Source organism: Streptomyces sp. NBC_00569, from assembly GCF_036345255.1.
Classification (GTDB): domain Bacteria; phylum Actinomycetota; class Actinomycetes; order Streptomycetales; family Streptomycetaceae; genus Streptomyces.
In genome coordinates this window covers 664,587-684,248 of the sequence record NZ_CP107783.1, presented here as the reverse complement: position 1 = coordinate 684,248, position 19,662 = coordinate 664,587, and the positions used below count along the sequence as shown (strand labels likewise).

Annotated in this window: 19 protein-coding genes; 9 read left to right on the top strand and 10 right to left on the bottom strand. The window is 69.8% G+C overall.

The window, feature by feature from the left end; translation table 11 throughout:
* The first annotated feature begins 76 nt into the window (after positions 1-76).
* The gene (locus OHO83_RS03165; RefSeq protein ID WP_266679115.1) at positions 77-832 is read left to right on the top strand and encodes a carbonic anhydrase; all 756 of its coding nucleotides are present in this window, start codon (positions 77-79) and stop codon (positions 830-832) included.
* A gap of 24 nt (positions 833-856) precedes the next feature.
* Here the strand turns inward: OHO83_RS03165 and OHO83_RS03160 are convergent, their stop codons facing one another.
* On the bottom strand, positions 857-1,975 hold the full coding sequence (locus OHO83_RS03160) for an FAD-dependent oxidoreductase (protein ID WP_329431959.1): 1,119 nt from the start codon (positions 1,973-1,975) through the stop codon (positions 857-859).
* A gap of 145 nt (positions 1,976-2,120) precedes the next feature.
* On the opposite strand from OHO83_RS03160, the gene OHO83_RS03155 reads away from it, so the two are divergent.
* Both OHO83_RS03155 and OHO83_RS03150 read left to right on the top strand, forming a co-directional pair.
* Entirely contained in the window at positions 2,121-2,834 is a 714-nt protein-coding gene (locus OHO83_RS03155; protein ID WP_266679119.1) for a TetR/AcrR family transcriptional regulator, read from the top strand.
* Between the two features lie 122 nt (positions 2,835-2,956).
* Positions 2,957-4,213, top strand: coding sequence for an FUSC family protein (locus OHO83_RS03150; RefSeq protein ID WP_266679121.1), 1,257 nt, complete (start codon positions 2,957-2,959; stop codon positions 4,211-4,213).
* Between the two features lie 16 nt (positions 4,214-4,229).
* On the opposite strand, the gene OHO83_RS03145 is transcribed toward OHO83_RS03150, so the two are convergent.
* Positions 4,230-4,796: a TetR family transcriptional regulator gene (locus tag OHO83_RS03145; RefSeq protein WP_329431958.1), complete on the bottom strand. Its 567-nt coding sequence runs from the start codon at positions 4,794-4,796 to the stop codon at positions 4,230-4,232.
* Positions 4,797-4,901: 105 nt separating this feature from the next.
* On the opposite strand from OHO83_RS03145, the gene OHO83_RS03140 reads away from it, so the two are divergent.
* Positions 4,902-5,825, top strand: coding sequence for an SDR family oxidoreductase (locus OHO83_RS03140; protein WP_266679125.1), 924 nt, complete (start codon positions 4,902-4,904; stop codon positions 5,823-5,825).
* A gap of 99 nt (positions 5,826-5,924) precedes the next feature.
* Here the strand turns inward: OHO83_RS03140 and OHO83_RS03135 are convergent, their stop codons facing one another.
* The 4 genes from OHO83_RS03135 to OHO83_RS03120 all read right to left on the bottom strand — a co-directional run bounded on the left by OHO83_RS03135 (position 5,925) and on the right by OHO83_RS03120 (position 10,987).
* Positions 5,925-7,253: a wax ester/triacylglycerol synthase domain-containing protein gene (locus tag OHO83_RS03135; protein WP_330278599.1), complete on the bottom strand. Its 1,329-nt coding sequence runs from the start codon at positions 7,251-7,253 to the stop codon at positions 5,925-5,927.
* An 89-nt stretch (positions 7,254-7,342) separates the two neighbouring features.
* Complete coding sequence (locus OHO83_RS03130; RefSeq protein WP_330278598.1) at positions 7,343-8,617, bottom strand: glycosyltransferase; 1,275 nt, start codon at positions 8,615-8,617, stop codon at positions 7,343-7,345.
* Positions 8,618-8,771: 154 nt separating this feature from the next.
* The gene (locus tag OHO83_RS03125; protein ID WP_329431952.1) at positions 8,772-9,707 is read right to left on the bottom strand and encodes an alpha/beta fold hydrolase; all 936 of its coding nucleotides are present in this window, start codon (positions 9,705-9,707) and stop codon (positions 8,772-8,774) included.
* A gap of 245 nt (positions 9,708-9,952) precedes the next feature.
* The gene (locus OHO83_RS03120) at positions 9,953-10,987 is read right to left on the bottom strand and encodes an alpha/beta hydrolase (protein ID WP_330278597.1); all 1,035 of its coding nucleotides are present in this window, start codon (positions 10,985-10,987) and stop codon (positions 9,953-9,955) included.
* A 200-nt stretch (positions 10,988-11,187) separates the two neighbouring features.
* Here OHO83_RS03120 and OHO83_RS03115 point away from each other — a divergent pair, with 200 nt between their 5' ends.
* Positions 11,188-11,598, top strand: a complete 411-nt coding sequence (locus OHO83_RS03115) for a hypothetical protein (protein ID WP_266679135.1) — start codon at positions 11,188-11,190, stop codon at positions 11,596-11,598.
* Positions 11,599-11,628: 30 nt separating this feature from the next.
* Here the strand turns inward: OHO83_RS03115 and OHO83_RS03110 are convergent, their stop codons facing one another.
* Positions 11,629-12,363, bottom strand: coding sequence for a FadR/GntR family transcriptional regulator (locus OHO83_RS03110; RefSeq protein ID WP_266679137.1), 735 nt, complete (start codon positions 12,361-12,363; stop codon positions 11,629-11,631).
* A 4-nt stretch (positions 12,364-12,367) separates the two neighbouring features.
* Complete coding sequence (locus OHO83_RS03105; RefSeq protein WP_330278596.1) at positions 12,368-13,699, bottom strand: enolase C-terminal domain-like protein; 1,332 nt, start codon at positions 13,697-13,699, stop codon at positions 12,368-12,370.
* Positions 13,700-13,971: 272 nt separating this feature from the next.
* Between OHO83_RS03105 and OHO83_RS03100 the strand changes: the two genes are divergently transcribed.
* The 3 genes from OHO83_RS03100 (at position 13,972) to OHO83_RS03090 (ending at position 17,015) form a co-directional block, all read left to right on the top strand.
* A complete protein-coding gene (locus OHO83_RS03100; RefSeq protein WP_330278595.1) occupies positions 13,972-15,297 on the top strand; it encodes an MFS transporter in 1,326 nt (441 codons plus the stop codon).
* Positions 15,272-16,216: a fumarylacetoacetate hydrolase family protein gene (locus OHO83_RS03095; protein ID WP_266679143.1), complete on the top strand. Its 945-nt coding sequence runs from the start codon at positions 15,272-15,274 to the stop codon at positions 16,214-16,216. Before OHO83_RS03100 ends, OHO83_RS03095 begins: the two co-directional genes overlap by 26 nt.
* A gap of 157 nt (positions 16,217-16,373) precedes the next feature.
* On the top strand, positions 16,374-17,015 hold the full coding sequence (locus tag OHO83_RS03090; protein ID WP_266679145.1) for a class I SAM-dependent methyltransferase: 642 nt from the start codon (positions 16,374-16,376) through the stop codon (positions 17,013-17,015).
* A 172-nt stretch (positions 17,016-17,187) separates the two neighbouring features.
* Here OHO83_RS03090 and OHO83_RS03085 read toward each other — a convergent pair whose 3' ends face one another.
* Positions 17,188-17,604 (bottom strand): VOC family protein, encoded by a 417-nt coding sequence (locus tag OHO83_RS03085; RefSeq protein ID WP_330278594.1) that lies wholly within the window; start codon positions 17,602-17,604, stop codon positions 17,188-17,190.
* 151 nt (positions 17,605-17,755) lie between these two features.
* Between OHO83_RS03085 and OHO83_RS03080 the strand changes: the two genes are divergently transcribed.
* Positions 17,756-18,298: a DUF1707 SHOCT-like domain-containing protein gene (locus tag OHO83_RS03080; RefSeq protein WP_330278593.1), complete on the top strand. Its 543-nt coding sequence runs from the start codon at positions 17,756-17,758 to the stop codon at positions 18,296-18,298.
* Between the two features lie 205 nt (positions 18,299-18,503).
* Here OHO83_RS03080 and OHO83_RS03075 read toward each other — a convergent pair whose 3' ends face one another.
* Positions 18,504-19,457 carry a DUF5996 family protein gene (locus tag OHO83_RS03075; RefSeq protein ID WP_266679151.1) on the bottom strand — a complete coding sequence of 318 codons (954 nt, stop codon included), beginning with the start codon at positions 19,455-19,457 and terminating at the stop codon, positions 18,504-18,506.
* Positions 19,458-19,662 lie beyond the last annotated feature (205 nt).

The following is a 19,662-nucleotide window of genomic DNA, read 5'->3' as shown; positions in this document are numbered from 1 at the left end:
TACCTGGCAGCACAATCGCCCCTGTCAGGACGCACGGGCGTGTGTGAGCGGCACACGGCACAGAGGGGAACGACCGATGGACGCAGCAGAGTCTCCGAAACGCAGGGTTCTGCTCGCCGGCGCACTTGCGAGTGCCACGGTCGCGCTCGCGGCGTGCACACCGACCCGCGCCGTCACCGCACCGACCGGCGCCGTCACCACACCGTCCAGCCCCTCCCCGACGCCGCCGCCGACCACGCCCGCGGCGGCATTCGCGAGGCTGATGGAGGGCAACAAGCGCTGGGTGAGCGGGGACCTTCAGCACCCCGACAGGGATCCGGACCGTCGTGAGCTGGTGGCTCAGGAGCAGGAGCCGTACGGGTCGGTCCTCTCGTGCATCGACTCCCGCGTACCGCCTGAACTCCTCTTCGACACCGGGCTCGGCGACCTCTACGTGATGCGCACGGGCGGGGAGGCGATCGGGCCGGTCGTCACCGGTTCCGTCGAATACGGGCCCATGACGAGTGGCACCCCGCTCATCGTGGTCCTCGGCCATCAGCGGTGCGGCGCTGTCAAGGCGGCGTACGAGTCCCTGCGTGACGACAAACCGCTGCCGGGCAACCTGCAGGCGATCGTCAAGGCTCTGGAACCGGCTTATCGACAGGCGGTCCGCAAGGGTGGAGGGGACCCCGTCGAGACCATGGCCCGCGCGCAGGTCACCTTGACCGCAACAGATCTGCGCACCAACGGCGACCTTTCCCCACTCGTGGGAAAGGGCGACCTCGCCGTCGTGGGCGCCTACTACTCTCTCGACACCGGCAAGGTGGAAGTCCTGACCGGCGCCCCGTCCTGAGCCGGCCCCGCGCGGCCGGTCGTCTCAGCCGGTGAGGAAGTCGATGAGGCTGTGCGGTGCCCGTTCGTCGAGGCAGAGCGCCATGAGCCGGTGCGCATCCACGGCTTCCGACTCGCTGCGCGGGAACATCGCCTCTTCATAGGTGGTGAGTGCCGCTTCGAGGTCGTCGGGGTGCGCGGCGATCGCCTGCCCGAGCTCGGCGCCGTCGAGCATCGCCAGGTTCGCGCCCTCGCCGGACGGCGGCATGAGGTGGGCGGCGTCACCGAGGAGCGTCACCCCGGGAACGCGGTCCCACCGGTGGCGGTCCGGGAGCGTGTGGATGGTGCGCGGTACCGGTGCGGTTTCGCCGTCGGTGATCAGCGCGGTGAGTTCCGGCGCCCACCCGTCGAACTCGGCCGCGACCCGAGCGGTCGCCGCGGCGGCGTCCGTGAAGTCGATGCCGGCGATCCACTCGGCGGGGCAGTTCAGTTGCACGTACGTGTGCAGGATGTTCCCCGCCTCGCGGTGGGTGGAGATGCCCTTTCCCGGGGCGAGAGCGAACATCGCGCCGCCGCCGACCGCCTCGGCCGCCGCGGAGTGCCGCTCGTCGGCGTCGTACAGGTAGGTCTCGATGAACGTCGTGCCGACGTACTCGGGCTCGGCGTCGGAGAGCAGCGGCCTGACCTTTGACCAGGCGCCGTCAGCGCCTACGAGGAGTTCGGTGCGCACGGTGGATCCGTCCATGAACGTCAGTTCGTGCAGCCCGTCGCCGAGGGCCGTGACGCCGGTGAGCTTCTTTCCCCACTGGACCGTCCCCGCGGGCACGGAGTCGAAGAGGATGCGCCGCAGGTCTCCGCGGAGTACCTCGGGCCGCCCGCCGTTGCCGTCGTCGGGTTCGTCGAGGAGCACCTTTCCGCGCTGGTCGAGCGCGCGCGTGGCCTCGCCGCCCGCATGGATGATCGCGCGGAATTCGGCGGTGAGGCCGGCCGCTTCCAGTGCGAGCTGCCCGTTGTGCTCGTGGATGTCGAGTTGGCCGCCCTGCGCGCGGGCCTCGGCCGAGGGCTCGGCCTCGTAGACCGTCGCGGGTATGCCGTGGACGTGGAGGACGCGGGCGAGGGTCAGCCCTCCGAGGCCTGCGCCGATGATCGTTACGGGTGTGGTCATGGTGATTCCTTGCCTGTGCACGACTGCCGGGCGGGGATCCGGCAGGTCATCTCATCTCTGGAATGTTGTTCCAGAGTCAGACTGGAACTCTGTTCCAGAGATGTCAAGCTGGAACGGGGTTCCAGACGTATGTCAGGATGGGCGCATGGCAACCAGGGCGCGTCGTCCGGAGCGACGGGAGAAGCCGCTCTCCCGTGAGCGCATCGTCGAGGCCGCGATCGGGCTTCTCGACGCGGCGGGCGAGAGCGGACTCACGTTCCGCGCGCTGGCCGAACGGCTCGCCACCGGGCCGGGCGCGATCTACTGGCACGTCGCGGGCAAGGACGAACTCCTCAGTGCCGCCACCGACGCCGTCGTCGCCGGAGCCATGACCGCCGACACCGCCGACGCCACGCCGCAGGACGCGATCCGAGCACTTGCGCTCGGGGCGTTCGACGCGATCGACGATCACCCGTGGATCGGCGCCCAACTCACCCGAGCCCCTGGGCAGTCGCCGATGCTGCGGGTCTTCGAACACATCGGGCGCCAGGTGCAAGCGCTCGGGGTGCCCGCCGCCGATCAGTTCACCGTCGCGTCCGCGCTGTGGAATTACATCCTCGGAGTGGCCGGACAGAACGCGGCCAACGCCCGTTCGGCCCCGCCGGACACGGACCGGGCCGCGTTCCTGGGTGCTGTCTCGGCGGTATGGGCCAACCTCGATCCCGACGAGTACGCGTTCACCCGCAGCGTCGCCGGCCCACTGCGCGATCACGACGACCGAGAAGAGTTCCTCGCCGGCATCGACCTCATCCTCACCGGAATCACCGCCGGTCGACAGCCGACCGACCAGCCGAAGCTTTCGGGGACGCGACGGGGATGACGCGGCGAGGCGAACGGATACGGGCATGAAGCGCGAGCGCCGACCGCCCCGATGCCGTTCGGCGTGACCCGGGCGGGCTACGCGGCCGGGAGGTGCCGCACGGATCGGGGAAGGGACTGAGGATGCGTCTGTTCCCCGAGCGGCTGACGAAGCTGCTGAGCCGTGTCCCCAGCGGCAGCCGGCTCGTGAAACGGCTGAAGCACCCGGCCGCGGTGCAGACGCTACGGGCCACCGTCGCCGCGACGATCGCCTACGTCATCGCCCTGCGCCTCAGCCGCGAACCGGTCCCGCTGACCGCGCCGCTGACCGCTCTCCTTGTCGTAGAGGTGACCCTGTACGCGACCGTGAAGATGAGCATCCGCCGCATCAACGCCGTGGTCGTCGGAGTGTTCATCGCCATCGGGTTCAGCGCCTTGGTGGGGCTGAGCTGGTGGAGCCTGGGGCTGATCATCCTCGCGTCCCTCACCATCGGGCCCTTCGTCCGCGCGAACGAGTTCGTGCCCGAGGTGGCGATCAGCGCCATGCTCGTACTCGGCGTCACCCAAGTGGCGTCGAGCGCATGGGACCGCGTACTGGAAACCCTGATCGGAGCCCTGACCGGGCTCGCCTTCAACCTGTTCTTCGCGCCGCCCCTCTGGGTGGACACGGCGGGTGACGCCCTGGAGGACCTCGCCCGGCGCATGCGCCGCCTGCTCCTCGAGCTCGGCGACCAGCTCGACGACGAGACCCCCTGGCCACTCGCTGCGGAACGACTCCACGAGGCGCGCCGCCTCGATCAGGACATCGCCGACGTGGACGCCTCCCTGCGGCAGGCCGAGGACAGCCTCCGGCTCAACCCGCGCGTAAGGGAGGGGCGTCTGCACCGCGTCGTTCTGCGGACCGGCCTCGACACACTCGAAATCTGCACCGTCGTGCTGCGCGTCATCGCCCGGACCCTGACGGACCTGGCCAAACAGCGTGAAGAGGAGTGGCTGCTCGACCCCGAGGTGTCGATGGCGATGCGCGATCTGCTCGGGCACGTTGCCGACGCGGTGGTCAGCTTCGCCGTACTCGTCTCCACCGGAACCAGTTCGGAATCGGAAGTGGCCGAAGACCGCCTGGTCAGCCATCTCGGCGCCGCCAATGCCCAGCGCGAACACGTCGCGCGACTGCTTCTGGACACCGTCCAGGAGGACCCGAGCCATTGGCAACTGCAGGGGGCCCTGCTCACCGAGATCGACCGCATCCTCGCCGAACTCGACACGGAGCACCGCTCGCAGCGCCTCATGGAGGAACTCGACCGCAACGCCCAGCAGCTGCACGAACGGTACCCGGCACTCGCCGAAGTACTGAAGTGGGCACGCAAGCACGGGCTTCGCGTACGCCGGAAAAGCGCGTGAGAGGGGGCGAGGCGGGCTAGTGGCCCGTCAGTGCCGCCCTGAGCTCGTCCAGCGACTCCCGCATGAACCGCGACATCTCACCTTCCTCCGCCGCGCCGATCCAGCGCTCGAAACCCACCTTGAAGACGGCGACCCCCGCCTCGGCGGTCAGGCTCGCCGCCGGCTCGGCCACGCCGCGCCGGCGCAAGGTGTCGGCGAGTGCCGCTGACATCGAGGCGAGCTTGATGAGTTCGCGCTCCTGGAGTTCCGTGGTCGCCATGATCACGGCCTGCCGACGGCGCGCGAAGTCGCGGCGGTCGGCAAAGTACTCGGCGAGCGCGTCGAGGCCCACGGCCACCGCGTCGATCGGCGCCGCGGACTTCGGCACGTCGGCGACCGCTTTCACGAACGCCTCCTCCAGATGGCTGGAACCGGCGAAAAGGACCTCGCGCTTGTCCGCGTAGTGGCGGAAGAACGTGCGCTCCGTGAGCCCGGCCCGTTTGGCGATCTCCGCCACGGTCGTCTGCTCGAACCCGCGCTCGCTGTAGAGCTCCAACGCCGCGTTCGCCAGACGCCCACGCGCGTTCGGCTCCCATCTACCCATGCGCAGATCTTACGTGATGACAGTGAATGACATCAGGTGTAGCGTTGATGACAGGCACTGACATCACCTTGGCAGCATCTGCCATCGACTCTTCTGGGGTTTCTCATGCGCATCTTCGTGACCGGCGCTTCCGGCTGGATCGGCTCCGCGGTCGTTCCCGAACTCATCGACGCGGGACACCAGGTCGTCGGGCTGGCCCGCTCCGACGCCTCCGCGGCGGCGCTCACCGCCGCGGGGGCGGAGGTCGTCCGCGGCACCGTCGACGACCTCGACGTACTGCGTGACGCGGCCGCCGCGTCGGACGGGGTGATCCACCTCGCCTTCAAGCACGACATCGCCTTCTCCGGCGACTTCCAGGGGGCCGCGGAGGCGGATCGCCGCGCCGTCGACGCCCTCGGCACCGCGCTGGTGGGCACCGACCGGCCCTTCGTCATCGCCTCCGGCGTGGCCGGCCTCGCGCCCGGTCGGGTGTCGACCGAGCAGGACACGGCCACGGCCAACGGCTCGCCGATCACTATCCGCGCTGCCACCGCTCAGGCGGTGCTCGACCTCGCCCAGCAGGGCGTGCGCTCGTCCGTCGTGCGGCTCTCCGCCACCTGCCACGGCGACGGGGACAACGGTTTCATGGCGACGCTGGTCGCCACCGCCCGCGCCAAGGGCGTCTCCGGATACGTCGGCGACGGCGCCAACCGCTGGCCCGCCGTCCACCGCCTCGACGCCGCCCATCTGTTCCGCCTCGCGGTCGAGAAGGCCCCCGCAGGATCGGTGCTGCACGGCGTCGCGGAAGAGGGGGTCGCGCTCCGCGACGTCGCCGAAGTGATCGGCCGGCACCTCGACGTGCCGGTGACCTCCGTGGCTCCAGAGAACGCCGCCGAGCACTTCGCCTGGCTGGCCGCCTTCGTCGGCATCGACGCCCCGGCGTCGAACGCGCTGACCCGCGGACTGCTTGCCTGGGAGCCGACCCACCCCGGCCTCCTCGAAGACCTCGACAAGGGGCACTACTTCCAGGCGCCGACGACCACTGCCTGACCAGAGCCACGACGTCGGCACCGGCGCGGTGCACGTACGCGTGGACCGCGGCACAGCGGCTTCACCTCAACCGGCCGACCGCCGTCCTGCCCGACTCGTTCAGCCGGCCAGGACACGGATCTCGTCGTGGATTCGTTCCGTGAGTGGTTGTGCCAGTTCGCGATGGTTGTCGTCGGTGATGGCGGTTACGACGCAGGTGCTGCCGTGATGGATGGCGGTGACCGCGAGGGGGTGGCCCGGGCCGAGTGGTGGGATGCCTGCCATCGCGGTGAGCCGCGCTGATCCGAGGGTCAGTTCACCGGCGTGTGTGGACACGCTGCTGCACAGCAGGGAGAAGTAGCGAGGCGAATCGACGTAACGGCCCGCCGCGTTGCTCAAAGGGGTGATCTTGCGTGGTCGTGAGGAGACCACGGCGGCCTGGGCACGGGCCCTGGCTCCGATCGCGGCGCGACGGACGAAGGAGTCGACGGCGGCGAGTCTCTCCCGAGCGTCCCTCAGCTGGGGGAGCGGCACCCGCACCGTGGCGTAGTGGTTGCCGAGGAGCTGCGATTCCTCGTCGGTGCGTACGTCGACGGGGACGAGGGCGCAGATGCCGGGCACGGTCGGCAGGGGGCGGGCGGTGACGCCCAGGGACCGCAGCGCACCCGCGGTGGCGGCGAGGAAGACCGCGTTGGTGGACGCGCGCCCGGCCGGCGCAGCGGAGCGCAACGAGGCGCGGGCGGCGTCGAGTTCCCCGCGCGGCACCTGGCGGAAGGACAGGACGCGGTGAGGGTCCACGGGACCGTGAAAGGGGAGTGGGCGGCCCTTGGGGAGCAAGTCGCCCAGAGCCCAGACGAGTTGACGGGCCCGGGAGGGCGAGTCCGCTGTCGCAGAGCCGCCGGCTCGCGGAGGGCGCAGGACGGCGGTCTCGTCGGTCAGGGCGCGGAGCAACGTGGCGATCGACCTCCCGTCGAGCAACGCGTGGTGGGCGCGGAACAGGAGGACGAAGCCGCCCGTGGTCGGGATGAGGTGCAGCTGCCAGGGCGGGCGGCGGGGGTCGAGTGGCGCAGTGAAGAGGGCTGAGATGTCCGCTTCGAGTTCCGTCGTGGCGGCGCCGGGGCTTTCGACGATGTGGTGAGCGGCCTCGAAGCGCGGGCCGGTCGACCACAGCGGCCAGCTGTTCTCCGCGGGATCGGCCGCGCTCGGCATCTGCCGCAGCCGCTCGTAGGGCGCGAGGCGGTACCCGGCCAAGGAGCGAAGGGCGGACAGCGTGGGCGGGGGCCCCTCGAACCAGGCGAGCAGCGCGGCCGTCATGTTGGTGCCGCCGCTGCTCTGCTGGCGGTGCATCCAGGCGTCCAGCGGTGGCATGGCGGTGGTGGGGCGCGAGTTGTCGTGTTCCGACGCGGTCGACGCGGTGGCGAGGTGTGATGGCGGGGCTGGTCGGGTCATAGGGGGTCCTCAAACCGATGATGGGGTGCGCCCCCCGTTCGGTGTGTCCGGGCGAGCTCTGGGCCGGCGCATGCGCGGGTCGACGGGGATCAGCCGAGCGCGGCGACCGCGCGGGCCACCACCCCCGCTCCGTCCTCCTGCGCAAGGCGTACGGCCGCTGCCGCGGCGTTTTGCGACAGCGCACGGTCCTGGGTCGTCCGGGTGAGCGCGTCGGCCAATCGTGCGGCGGTCAGTTCGGTGCAGGGCAGTGCTTGCGCGCTCACCCCGAGCTGCACGAGGCGGGCGGCCCACCAGGGCTGATCGGTCATGACCGGCACCGGTACCGCCGGAACACCCGCCCGAAGACCGGCCGCCGTGGTGCCGGCGCCCGCGTGGTGGACCACTGCCGCCGTCCGAGGCATCAGCCAGCTGTGCGGGATCTCGTCGACGGTGATGACGTCGTCGTCGACCACCGAGAGGCCGGCCCAGCCCGACTGGACGACCCCACGCAGCCCCGCGCGGCGCAGCGCCTGTGCTGCGATCCGGCCGAGCTCCTCGGGGTCGCCGGGCATCATGCTTCCGAAACCGATGAGTACCGGGGGTGGTCCGGCCGCAAGGAAGTCCTCCACCAGGGTGGGTGGTTGCCAGTTCGGGCACTCGTGCGGCCACCAGTACCCGGCCACGTGCAGCCCGGGCCGCCAGTCCGCCGGACGTGGAACCACCCAGGGGCTGTAGCCGTGCCAGATCGGCCACTGATCGCGCTCACGGACGCTGCGCAGGCGATGGGCACTGCGGTGGTCGACACCCAGACGGGCGTGGACGGCGCGATTCGCCGTGCGGAACAGGGTGTCGAAGAGGGCGTTGGCGGCGTGGCCCCGCAGGACGTTGGTGCGGCCCGGTCTCCGCCAGGCCATCGTGCACGGGGCGAACTCGGCAGTGGGCACATCGGGTTGAAGGAAGACGCCCATGCTGGGAATGCGGTGGTAGCGCGCGATGGCCGCGCCGATCGGGGCGGCCATGGTCGACAGCAGGACGAGGTCGGCCTTCGGATCCACCGCTGTGAGGACGGCGTCCACCAACGAGAGCATGGCCTGTTCGGTCGTACGGAAGAGTGACCGTAGCGACTTGAGTGCTTGGCGTCGGGGTGAACGAGGGGCGTCCGACGGATGCCCTGCGCTGCTGCGGCTGCTGTGGGCGCCGATCAGCGACTCGAAGGGATCGGCTTCGAGCGGCTGCATGCGGAGTCCACAACAGGCAACCATCGGCGCGAACTTGGCGTGAGTGACGATCTCGACGGTGTGCCCCTCGGCCAGCAGCCGGTGGGCGAGGCCGGTGTACGGGGCGACCGAGCCGGTCGAACCCACCGTGATGACTTGGATGCGCATCGAGTGCGGGTCCCCTTTCAACCGGAGTCGCGCAACCCGGTTCCGCTGCCGCGTTGTTGGGCTGCCGCGACTCGCGTTCGTCCATACGCCACCAACGAGCGCGCTGACCGAGAGTCACATGATCACGTGCTGCCCGGGACGCCGTCGGGCGTGCTCACCGTGCCGGGCAGGGGTGGGAAGTCCGCTCCACCCCGCGGCAGTACGTGAGCTGTTCCAACGGCTCGTCCGTCAGGAAGTGTGTGATCAGGTCGGCGAGTTCGACCGGCCGCTCCAGCGGAAGCATGTGGTCGGCGTCGGCCACCTGCGTGAACCAGCTGTCGGAGCACGTGGCGGCGAGGTCCCGGCACAGGTCCGGAGTGGTGAACGTGTCGTGTTCCCCGGTCGCGACCAGTACCGGCATGGCCGGCGGCCGGCTCGTGTCGAGCATCTCGTGCCTGAGCAGACGCATCGTGTTGGCGAGGTGTTTCGCGACGTCCTCCTCGCTCAGGTTGAGCATCCGGCGCATCAGGAAGCGGCGAACCCGGGAGCCTGCGGTGACGGAGTCGATCCGGTCGGCGTTGACCATGAACGCGACGGTCTCCTCGGCGAACTCCTCCATACGCCGGTCCACGAGCAGGTCCAGAGTCCGGCGCATGGCGACCCGGGCGTGCCCGGGAATGGACGTCATGGTCCCTACCAGCACCATCCTCTCGACCAGTTCGGGCCGCCGCTGCGCGAGGCGGTAGACGATCGCCGTGCCGTACGAACCGCCCACGAGATTGACGGAGGTCAGACCCGACTCGTCGAGCATGTGACCCAGTGCGTCCGCGAGGAAGTCCGCGCCATGGCGGTCGGGGAGAACGTTCCCGGCACCCCAGCCCGGCAGGTCGACAGTGAACACGTCCACGTGCGCGAGCAGTTCACGCTCCAGACGGCCCCAGCTCTCCTTGGTCTGGAACGCTCCGCCGACCAGCACCAAGGGCGCGATACACGGCGCGGCCGCACGCACCAGCCGCGATTCGCAGCGGTAGCCCTCCCAGGCGTGGCGGGATACGAGAGGGGATCGGGTGCGGGCGTTCGGGACGGCGAGCGCCGGGCGCGTCAGCGACACGGGGTCTCGACCCCCGTTCCGTGCATCAGGTCCAGCGGTGGGCCGCCTCGGCGTTGTCGCCGCGTGGTCGATCCGGCCGAGGTCCCGACAAAACCGTACATTGGCATGCCGTCAAGATATCGTCCCGAACGGAACATTCAGTTCCATTCGCTGGATAGTGGTCGAGCCGTGGCATACCAACTCTCCAAGCTCGCTGACTTGTTCCCCCAAGCCGGTGCCGTGGCGCGCGTGCTGGGGCATCGGGCTCAGGTACGGCGGCCGGCGAGCAGGCGTCGGAGCCAGCGGGTGCGGGCGGTGCGCGCGTCCTGGCTCAGGGTTGCTTTGGGCGCCACGCTGTCGAAGCCGTGGTAGGCGCCCGGCCATACGTGCAGTTCGGCCTGGCCGCCCGCCTGCCAGATGGCACCCGCGTAGGCGACGCCCTCGTCCCGGAACATCTCTGCCGACCCGACGTCGACATACGCCGGGGGGAGCCGTGAGAGGTCCACGGCGCGGGAGGGGGCCGCGTACGGGGGCAGGTCCTCGGCACCGTGGCGATCACCCAGCAGGGCCTGCCACGCCGTGGCGTTCGAGGTGAGGTCCCACAGCCCGAGGCCCGACATCTGTCGACTGGAGAAGGTGCTGCCGCGGTCGTCGAGCATGGGGCACAGCAGCAGTTGTCCCAGCGGCTCGGGACCGCCGCGGTCGCGGGCCAGCAGGGCGAGGGCCGCGGCGAGTCCGCCGCCCGCGCTCTTCCCGCCGATGATGACGCGGTCCGGGTCGATGTCCAGTTCGGCCGCGTGCGCGGTGACCCAGACGAGCCCTGCGTAGCAGTCCTCAAGAGGCTCCGGGTACTGCGCCCCTGGCGCCAGCCGGTACTCCACCGAGATCACGGCCATGTCCAGCGGAAGAGCCCACTCGCGAAGAATCCGCGGAAGCACGGACCACGCGTTGCCCATGACCATCGCGCCGCCGTGCATGTAGTACAGCAGCGGCAGCGGCCCGACGAGTCCGGAAGGCCGGGCGCTCACGAGCGTGACCTCCGGCCCGCCGGGCGGTCCCGGTACGCGCAGCTCCGTCACTTCGAAACGGCCGTCCGCGCACAGGTCCTCGGCGGTCGGCCTGGGCCGGGCCGCAGCGTCCTGCTGCTGCCGGGCGGCGAGATTGTCCGGGGTGAGAGGCTCCCTCGCCCCTCTGTCCAAGTCCGCCAGTACGACGCTCAGTTCAAGGTCGAACGGGGGCGCCGCCTTCGGCGCCGGGACACGGTCCCCGGTCGGGCTGCGGAACGATCGTCTGAGACCCATACGCCGCAGCCAACCACACCGATCGGCTGCGCCGACGCCGCTGCCTGATGCCTCACGCCGTAAAGGTGCGGGCCGGCGAGTTCGGTGGAGTTAGCGCCGCTATTCGTCCCTACGAGTGAATTGATGAATGGACGTCTGAACGGTCGTCCCCGCTGTGCGCTGTGCTGGGTCAAAGGGCAACGGATGCCGAGGGGGAGCGTATGCGTGTCGCCGTGCTGTGTGTCTGGCTGATCACCGCGAGCCTGGGCGGATATCTGGCCACGGTGTGGATCCGACACGGCGGACTGCAACAGCGCACGCCGGGCGTGACGCGGCTGCCGCTGTGGCTCGTCCTCGGCCACATCGCGCTCGCCGTCGCCGGACTTCTCTCCTGGACGGCGTACCTCGTCGGCAACGCGCGCGGCTCCGCCTGGGCCGCCTGCGCTGTCGTTCTGATCGTGGCAGCTTTCGGCTTCATGATGCTCTTCCGCTGGCTGCCCAGCCGGGGCAGACATTCGCAGGGGCATGCCACCGCCGAACGTAACTTCCCGCTCACCGCGGTTGTCGCCCACGGGATGAGCGCTGCCGTCACGGTGCTGCTGGTCGCGCTCGTCGTCCTGGGACGCGCGTGACACGGCCGGTGGCGGCAGCTCCCTGCTCCCTCAGGCGCGGTCCCGCACCGCGTCGAGGCGGTCACGCACCCAGGCGTCCACATCGTTGACGTGCCGGTTGGCCGCCGTGAAGGCGGCCAGGCTGTCGTGGGCGCGCAGGGCGCGGTAGATGTCCATGTGCTGCTCGTGGGTCCAGGCGAGCACGTCGGACTTGATGAGCGCTCGCCAGACGCGGGCCCTGGCCGTCTGCTGGGTGACGGAGGAGAGCAGCGACTCAAGGGTGCGGTTGCCTGTCGCGGCGACGATGTCGGCGTGGAACGCGAGGTCTTCTCGGACCAGCTCCTCCGGGTCGTGCAGCGTCCGCATGCGCTCGATGCGCTGGTGGAGGGCGTCGAGGGTGGCCGCGTCGATCCGGGTCGCCGCGAGCGCGGTGGCGCCCGGCTCGATGACCTTGCGGCACTCCAGCATCTCGTCGAGACCGGTGTCGTTGGCGAGGTCCAGGAAGCTGCCGATGGCGCGCACCAGCCGGTCCGGCCGCAGATCCGTGACGAACGTGCCGTCACCTCGGCGCACGTCGAGAACCCCGGCCATGGCGAGGGCGCGTACGGCCTCGCGGAGAGAGGGGCGGGACAGCTCCAGCTCGTTCGCGAGCGCGGTCTCCGGGGGAAGTCGCTGACCCGGCGCGAACTCGCCCGACTCGATGCGCTTCTTGAGGCGGCTGATTGCCACGTCGACGACGCTGAGTGCGCTCTCGCCGGAGCCGTCCGCGTCTCTCTTGGTTGACATGGGGTCAGGATCCCATCCGGTCGGACTCGCCCCAGACCGGACCGGTGGGGTAGCGGTAGGTCTCCAGGGTCTCGCGGCGGATCTGCGCGCTGTAGCCCGGAGCCTCCGGCACCAGGTAGCGCGAGCCGCGGATGCGGACGGGGTCGTGGAAGTGCTCGTGGAGGTGATCCACGTACTCCACCACGCGGTCTTCCATCGAGCCGCTGACGGCTACGTAGTCGAAGATCGACAGATGCTGTACCAGTTCGCACAGGCCGACTCCGCCCGCGTGCGGGCAGACGGGCACGTCGTGCGCGGCGGCGAGCAGCAGGGCGGCGACCGCCTCGTTCACGCCGCCGAGCCGGCAGGCGTCGATCTGGCAGATGCCGATCGCCTCGCTCTGCAGGAACTGCTTGAACATCACGGCGTTGTGGGCGTGTTCACCGGTGGCCACGTGGATCGGCGCGATGCGCCGCGCGATGGCCGCGTGACCCAGGATGTCGTCAGGGCTGGTCGGCTCCTCGAACCACCAGATGTCGAACTCCGCGAGCGCGTCCGCCCAGGCGATCGCTTCCTCGACGCCGAGCGTCTGGTTGGCGTCGATCATCAGCCTGCGGTCGGGGCCGATGATCTCGCGGGCGATACGGCAGCGGCGTATGTCGTCCTTGAGGTCGGCCCCGACCTTGAGCTTGACCGCGTCCCAGCCCTGCGCGACGGCCTCCTTGCACAGCCGGGCCAACTTGGCGTCGTCGTAGCCGAGCCAGCCCGCGCTGGTCGTGTACGCGGGGTAGCCGTGCCGGCGCACGTACGCCTCCCGTTCGGCGCGACCCGGCACCTGGGTCTCGAGCATGTCGAGCGCGGCCTGCGGGGTCAGCGCGTCCTTGAGGTAACGCCAGTCCACCAGGTCCACCAATTGCTGCGGCGAGAAGTCGGCGAGCAGCTTCCACACCGGCTTGCCCGCCAGCTTGGCGGCCAGGTCCCAGGCGGCGTTGACGACCGCGGCGGTGCCGAGATGGATCGCTCCCTTGTCGGGGCCCAGCCAGCGCAGCTGACTGTCGCCGAGCAGATGGCGGGAGAAGCCGCCCAGGTCGCCGACGATCTCGGCGACGGACAGACCTACGGCCCGCTCGCCGATCGCCCGTGCGGCCTGGACCGCGAGGTCGTTGCCGCGGCCGATGGTGAAGGTGAAGCCGTGCCCTTCGGAGACGTCCGTGAGCTTGTCGCCACCGCCGACGCGCAGCACCACGTACGCCGCCGAGTAGTCCGGCGAGTCGTTCATCGCGTCGGAGCCGTCGAGGTCCTTGGAGGTGGGGAAGCGGACGTCGATCGTTTCCACATCGACGATACGAGCAGTCATCGGCGGTCACTCCTGTGTGCGACGGGTGGACGAGGTGACGAGGCGCGGTGGACCCGTGTTCCGGGCTTCCGGCGAATGATGGCCAAGATGTCAGATGTCTGCGGCGCTCGCCAGATGTTTCGCTCAGATCATCTGGTTGCCTCCCAGGTATTGCTCGTCAGTTGGGCCATCGCTACGGTCCATTGGTCAGATGTCTACGGCGCCCCCAGGCTAGACATCTGACAGACAGCCGCAACCCCCTACGCGAGTCAGCGTGGACCGCAGGAGGTCCGATGAACATGGTGCCCACCCTGGAGAGCGTGCGCCGGAAGGTGTCCCGGCGCTTGCTCCCCCCACTCTTCTTGATGTTCGTACTGAGCTTTCTGGACCGCACGAACGTGGCGCTGGTGAAACCCCACCTCGAGGCGGACGTGGGAATCGACGCCGCCGCCTACGGTCTCGGTGCCGGCGTCTTCTTCGTCGGCTACGCGGTGCTGGGTGTCCCGTCCAACCTCGCTCTGCACCGGATCGGCGCCCGCCGCTGGCTGGCCGGCCTCATGTTCGTATGGGGCCTGCTGTCCTGCGCGATGGCGACCGTCAACAGCCCCACCAGCTTCTACGCGCTGCGCTTCCTGCTCGGCGCCGCCGAGGCCGGCTTCTTCCCCGGCGTGATCCTCTACATCACGTACTGGTTCCCGGCCGCCGACCGCGGCAAGGCGACCGGCATGTTCCAGTCCGCCGTCGCCATCTCCAGCATCATCGGCAACCCCCTCGGCGGCTATCTCATCGGGCTCCACGGGCTGGCCGGCCTCGACGGGTGGAAGTGGATGTTCCTCCTGGAGGGAGCGCCCACCGTCCTGCTGGCGATAGCCGTCCCCTGGCTCCTCACCGACCGCCCGGAGCAGGCGAGTTGGCTGACGGGCGAGGAGAAGGCACTCCTCACCGACCGCCTCGCCGCGGACCGCCCGGACCCGACCGTGCGCTCACCCCGGCGCGCTCGCGACGTCATCGGCGACAGCCGGGTACTCCGCCTGATGTTCGTCTACTTCGCGATCCAGATCAGTGTGTACGGGGTCACGTTCTGGCTGCCCGCGCTGGTCGGGCGCATCGACGGTCTCGGCGACGTCGGCATCGGCTTCGTCTCCGCGCTGCCCTGGGTGTTCGCCCTGCTCGGCGTGGTGATTCTGCCCTGGTACTCCGACCGCACCGGCGACCGGCGCGGGCCGCTGCGCATCGCCCTCGTGCTGACCGTAGCCGGACTGCTCGGCGGTGTGCTCCTGCCGCCGGTACCCGCGGTCGCCGCCCTGTGCGTCGCCGCTTTCGGCTTCCTGGGCGCGCAGCCCGTGTTCTGGACGGTTCCGCCGACGATTCTCGCCGGCATCCAGATCGCCGCCACCATCCCGCTCATCTCCGGCTTCGGGAACCTCGGCGGATTCGTCGGCCCGTATGTGATGGGAGCCGTCGAGTCGGGTACCGGTTCGGGGGCCGGAGGCCTCTATGTCATCGCGGCGATCGCCGCCGCCGGGGCCGTCGTGGTCACCGGCTTCCACTGGGTGGGTCGGACCACCCGAACTCCCGCAGAGAGGACCGAAGATGACGCGCATCGTGCGCTTCGCTGACGACACCGGGGCCGTACACGCCGGAGTCGCCGACGAGACCGGAACCGTCCGCACCTTCGAAGGCGCGCCGCGCATCGCCGACCTGCTGCGACTGCCGGCAGCCGACCTGCGCACGCTGGTGGAGGCCACCGCGGCCTCCGCCGGCCCCGGCCTTCCCGTACGTGACGTGCTGCTGCTCCCGCCGCTCGACGGCCTGATGGAACTGTGGGCCGCCGGTGTCACGTACGAGCGCTCCCGGGACGCCCGGGTCGCGGAGAGCACCGAGCAGTCGGTGTACGAGCGCATCTACGACGCCGCGCGCCCTGAGCTGTTCTTCAAGTCCCAGCCGTGGCGGGTCGTGACCGACGGCGAGCCGATCGCGGTACGGGACGACTCGGACCTCGACGTCCCTGAGCCCGAACTCGGCCTCGTGCTCAACCGGCACGGCGAGACGGTCGGTTACGTGATCGTGGACGACGTCAGTTCCCGATCGATCGAGGGCGAGAACCCCCTCTATCTGCCCCAGGCCAAGATCTATGCGGGAAGCGCCGCGGTGTCCTCGGGCATCGCGCCCTTCTGGGAGATCGAGGACGCGACCGCCCTGAAAATCGCCCTGGAGGTGCGGCGGGACGGCGCTGTCGCCTATGCGGCGACGACCACCACGGCCTCCTTCCACCGTCCTCCGCAAGGACTGGTGGACCATCTCTGGCACTCCCAGCCGTTCCCCGACGGCGCGGTGCTCTCCACCGGCACCGGCATCGTGCCCGGACTCGACTTCACCCTGCGGGGCGGGGACGTCGTCGAGATCACCGTCGACGGCGTCGGGAAGCTCTCGAACCCCGTACTCGGAGACCAGGCGGAGTTGGACTGGCTGGTCGAAGCGATCGACCACCCACTGACGCGGCGTGCGCACCGAACAGAACCGAATGGGGGCCGGTGACCGATGGGGCGCGCGGCGGCCCCCTCATGGGCCGGCAAGCGCCAAATGACGGACTGGGGACGGCAGTTGACCCTCACAAGGAGGCGTCGCGGGGAGGGTGGCCCGTTCCATGGGGCACTCGTCGATGCGACAAGGCGTGGCCCTAGTCTCGTCGCTTGTGACTGAAACTTCCTCACACCACAATGCGACAGCGGACGCCTACGACGCCGTGTCCGTCCTCTACGCCGAAGTCACCCGTGATGCGCTGGACGCACAGCCGCTGGACCGCGCGGTGCTCGCCGCGTTCGCCGAACTCGTGCGGACGGACGCGGACGGGCCCGTGGCCGAGCTGGGCTGCGGCCCGGGACGTGTGACCGCGCACCTGCGGGACCTCGGCCTCGATGTCTTCGGCGTCGACCTGTCGCCGGTGATGATCGACCTGGCCCGCGAGACCTACCCCGACCTGCGGTTCGAGGTCGGCTCCATGGACGCGCTGAGCCTGGCCGACGGCTCGCTGAACGGCATCCTGTCCTGGTACTCGGTCATCCACACCCCACCGCAGGACGTGCCCTCGTACTTCGACGAGTTCCGCCGTGTACTCGCGCCCGGCGGCCATCTTCTGCTCGGCTTCTTCGAGTCAGGGGACGATCCGGTCACGGAGTTCGACCACAAGGTGGTGACGGCCTACCGGTGGCCGGTCGAGGACCTGGCGAAGATGGCCGCCGAGGCCGGCTTCGCCGAGGTGGGCCGGATGCTGCGCGAACCGAGCGAGGGCGAACGGTTCCGCCAGGGGCGTCTGCTGATGCGCAGGGGCAGCTGACGCGACGCCGCCGGCCCGTGCCCTGGGGGAGGGCGGGTACCCCCGCCGGGGCATCAACCGCACGCCGCGTGACCGGGTTTGTGTGTGGACTCGGAGAATGCCTTCCACGCGGCGTGCGGCTCCGGCACCCTCACCGGGGCACTCACCCGGTTCCGCTCCTTGGCGATGCGGGTCAGGCCCTGGCCTCGCTGATGTTGACCATCCAGGTGATGCCGAACTTGTCGGTACACATGCCGAACACGTCACCCCACATCTGCTTCTCCAGCGGGACCGCCACGTTGCCGCCGGCGGACAGCTTCTCCCAGTAGCCGCGCAGCTCGTCGGCGTCGTCGCCGCTCAGGCTCACCGAGAAGTTGTTGCCCTGCTTGAGCTCCATGCCCGGCGGGTTGTCGGCGCCCATGAGCATGAAGCCGTTCGGGGCCTCCAGCATGCCGTGCATGACCTTGTCGGCGTACCCGGGGGGCGTCTCGGAACCGAACGCTCCGTACGTGTTCACCGACAGGTTGCCACCGAAAACGCTCTTGTAGAACTCCATGGCTTGCTTGGCGTCACCGGCGAAGCTGATGTACGGATTGAGTCGAGAGACCATGAGGGATTCCTTTCGTGACGTTTTGTCAGGGGTGCACACTAGTCGCGTTCCGCCTGCTCGGTCGGGATAGGCGCCGACCGATTCCCCGGGACGGGCCTTGGCCGCGTGGATTCCTCGGCGGGAGCGGAATTCCCGACACTAGAGTGAAACGGTGACTCTCCCGCAGGAAAACCCGGCACGCCCGATCAGCGAAGACGACCGCAACTCGGCCGTGCAACGTGTGCAGGAGGCGTACGCCGAGGGGCACATCTCGCATGAGGACATGGACGGCCGTCTGCAGCAGGTCCTGACCGCCAGGACGCACAGCGAGCTCGCGCCGGCTCTCGCCTCGCTCCCGGAGGAGGACGCGGGCACGTCGTCCACGATCGGCGCCCTCGGCGGACGGATCAAGCGGCGCGGCGCATGGAAGGTCCCTCGGAGTCTCAGAGTCGAGTCCGCCTACGGAAGCGTGCTCCTGGACCTGTCCCGGGCGGTCTTCGAGCACGCGGCAGTCGACATCGAGCTCCAGGTGGGCACCGGCAGGGCCAAGATCACGGTTCCTCGCGACGCGATCGTCGACGTGGAGGGTCTGCACACGGGGTGGAAGGACCTGCGCTACAAGGCCCCGCGGCACTCGGGCACGGGCGGGCCGAGGATTCGGATCTCCGGGACCATGGGGTTCGGCCGATTGAAGATCCGCCACGCGCGGCGTTGAGGGATCGGTCCGTCCAGGACCGAGGTCACGCTCACCTACGGCTGGTCGGCGGTGCCGCGGCACATCCGGGAGTACATCCAGTTCCCGCCGTTCGGCCCGGAGCATCTCACCAACTCGCTGCACCACTTGGCCGTGCTTGCCTCCGGTAGGTGATGTCTCCACCAGGAAGGAAGGCGCGGATCGGCGCCGTCCGGCCACCGTTGGTTCATTGATCTCGGCTGCCCCGGACCGCTGGTGGTGTCGTACTCATGCGCCAGCCGTCGCAGCGAGGTCCGATCACATCGGTCGGCCAGCCCGCGGTGTCCACGGCCGCCTCGTAGACGGCGTCGCCGAACGCCACGATGGCCTGGCGAGGGTCGGCCGTCTCCCTGAGCGTGGACCACGGCAGCAGGGCGAGACCCGCGCCGGGATTCCAGGCCGCGCCGTCGACACCCCAGGACCGGCCTTCGAGACCGCCCGGTTCGGGCCAGATGTAGGCGTACATACCGGCGTTCGGCGACTTGGCGTCGCCGAAGGTGAACCCGACCGATACGTACTCGTCGCGCGCGGCGTTCTGCATGAACGCCGGACGGTCGGCCTCCGGGGTGGCCGGATGTGCCCGGTATCGGGTGGCGGACAGATCGAAACCGCCCCACATCACACCGACCCGGGGACGATGCCCCTGGAAGGGGGCCTGCCACGTTTCGAGTCCGCCGGCCGCGAGGTCGAAGGCCGTCCACATCAGCCGGGCGGCGTCGCCGTCCCAGATGCGTTCGACCTGATCGTCCTCGAACTGCCGTGGCGCACCAGGGATCTCGCAGATCAGCGAGGTGCGCGGCGGGCGCACACCGAGGTCGGCCACCGCGTCGCAGAACGACGCGTAGAAGGCCGCGACTGATCCGTCGGACACGGGCACCGTCACCGAACCCTGATCGGACTCGACGACCACGTCACCGTCGAGCAGCCGGTAGTGCACCTCGAAGGTGACTCCCTGGCGCCGAAAAGTCGGCGTCCGCAGACCGCGGGGGGTGACATCGAGAACGATGTTTCCCCAGCCGGCCTCGAAGGGCTCGTCCAGGGTGTACTTGCCTCCGACCTGCACCAGCCGGTTCACGTAGTCGACCATGGGCGCCAGGTCCTCGTAGACCAGCGACGGCCATGCGTTGAGTCGTTCGCTCATGGAGAGCCTCCCGCCATTTTCTCACGCAGCTCAGAGCGCTGCCTGCTCGGCGGCGAGGGCTGCCCATCCGGCCAAACCGGCCTTGGCGGGAACGACGCGTTCCGCAATCCGGCGCGTTGCGCCACCCCCTTTCCCGGTCTCACCCGCAGCGCCGCGACCAGGCCATGAGGCGAACCCGGCCCCCTTTCGAGGCCGCACACGGTTC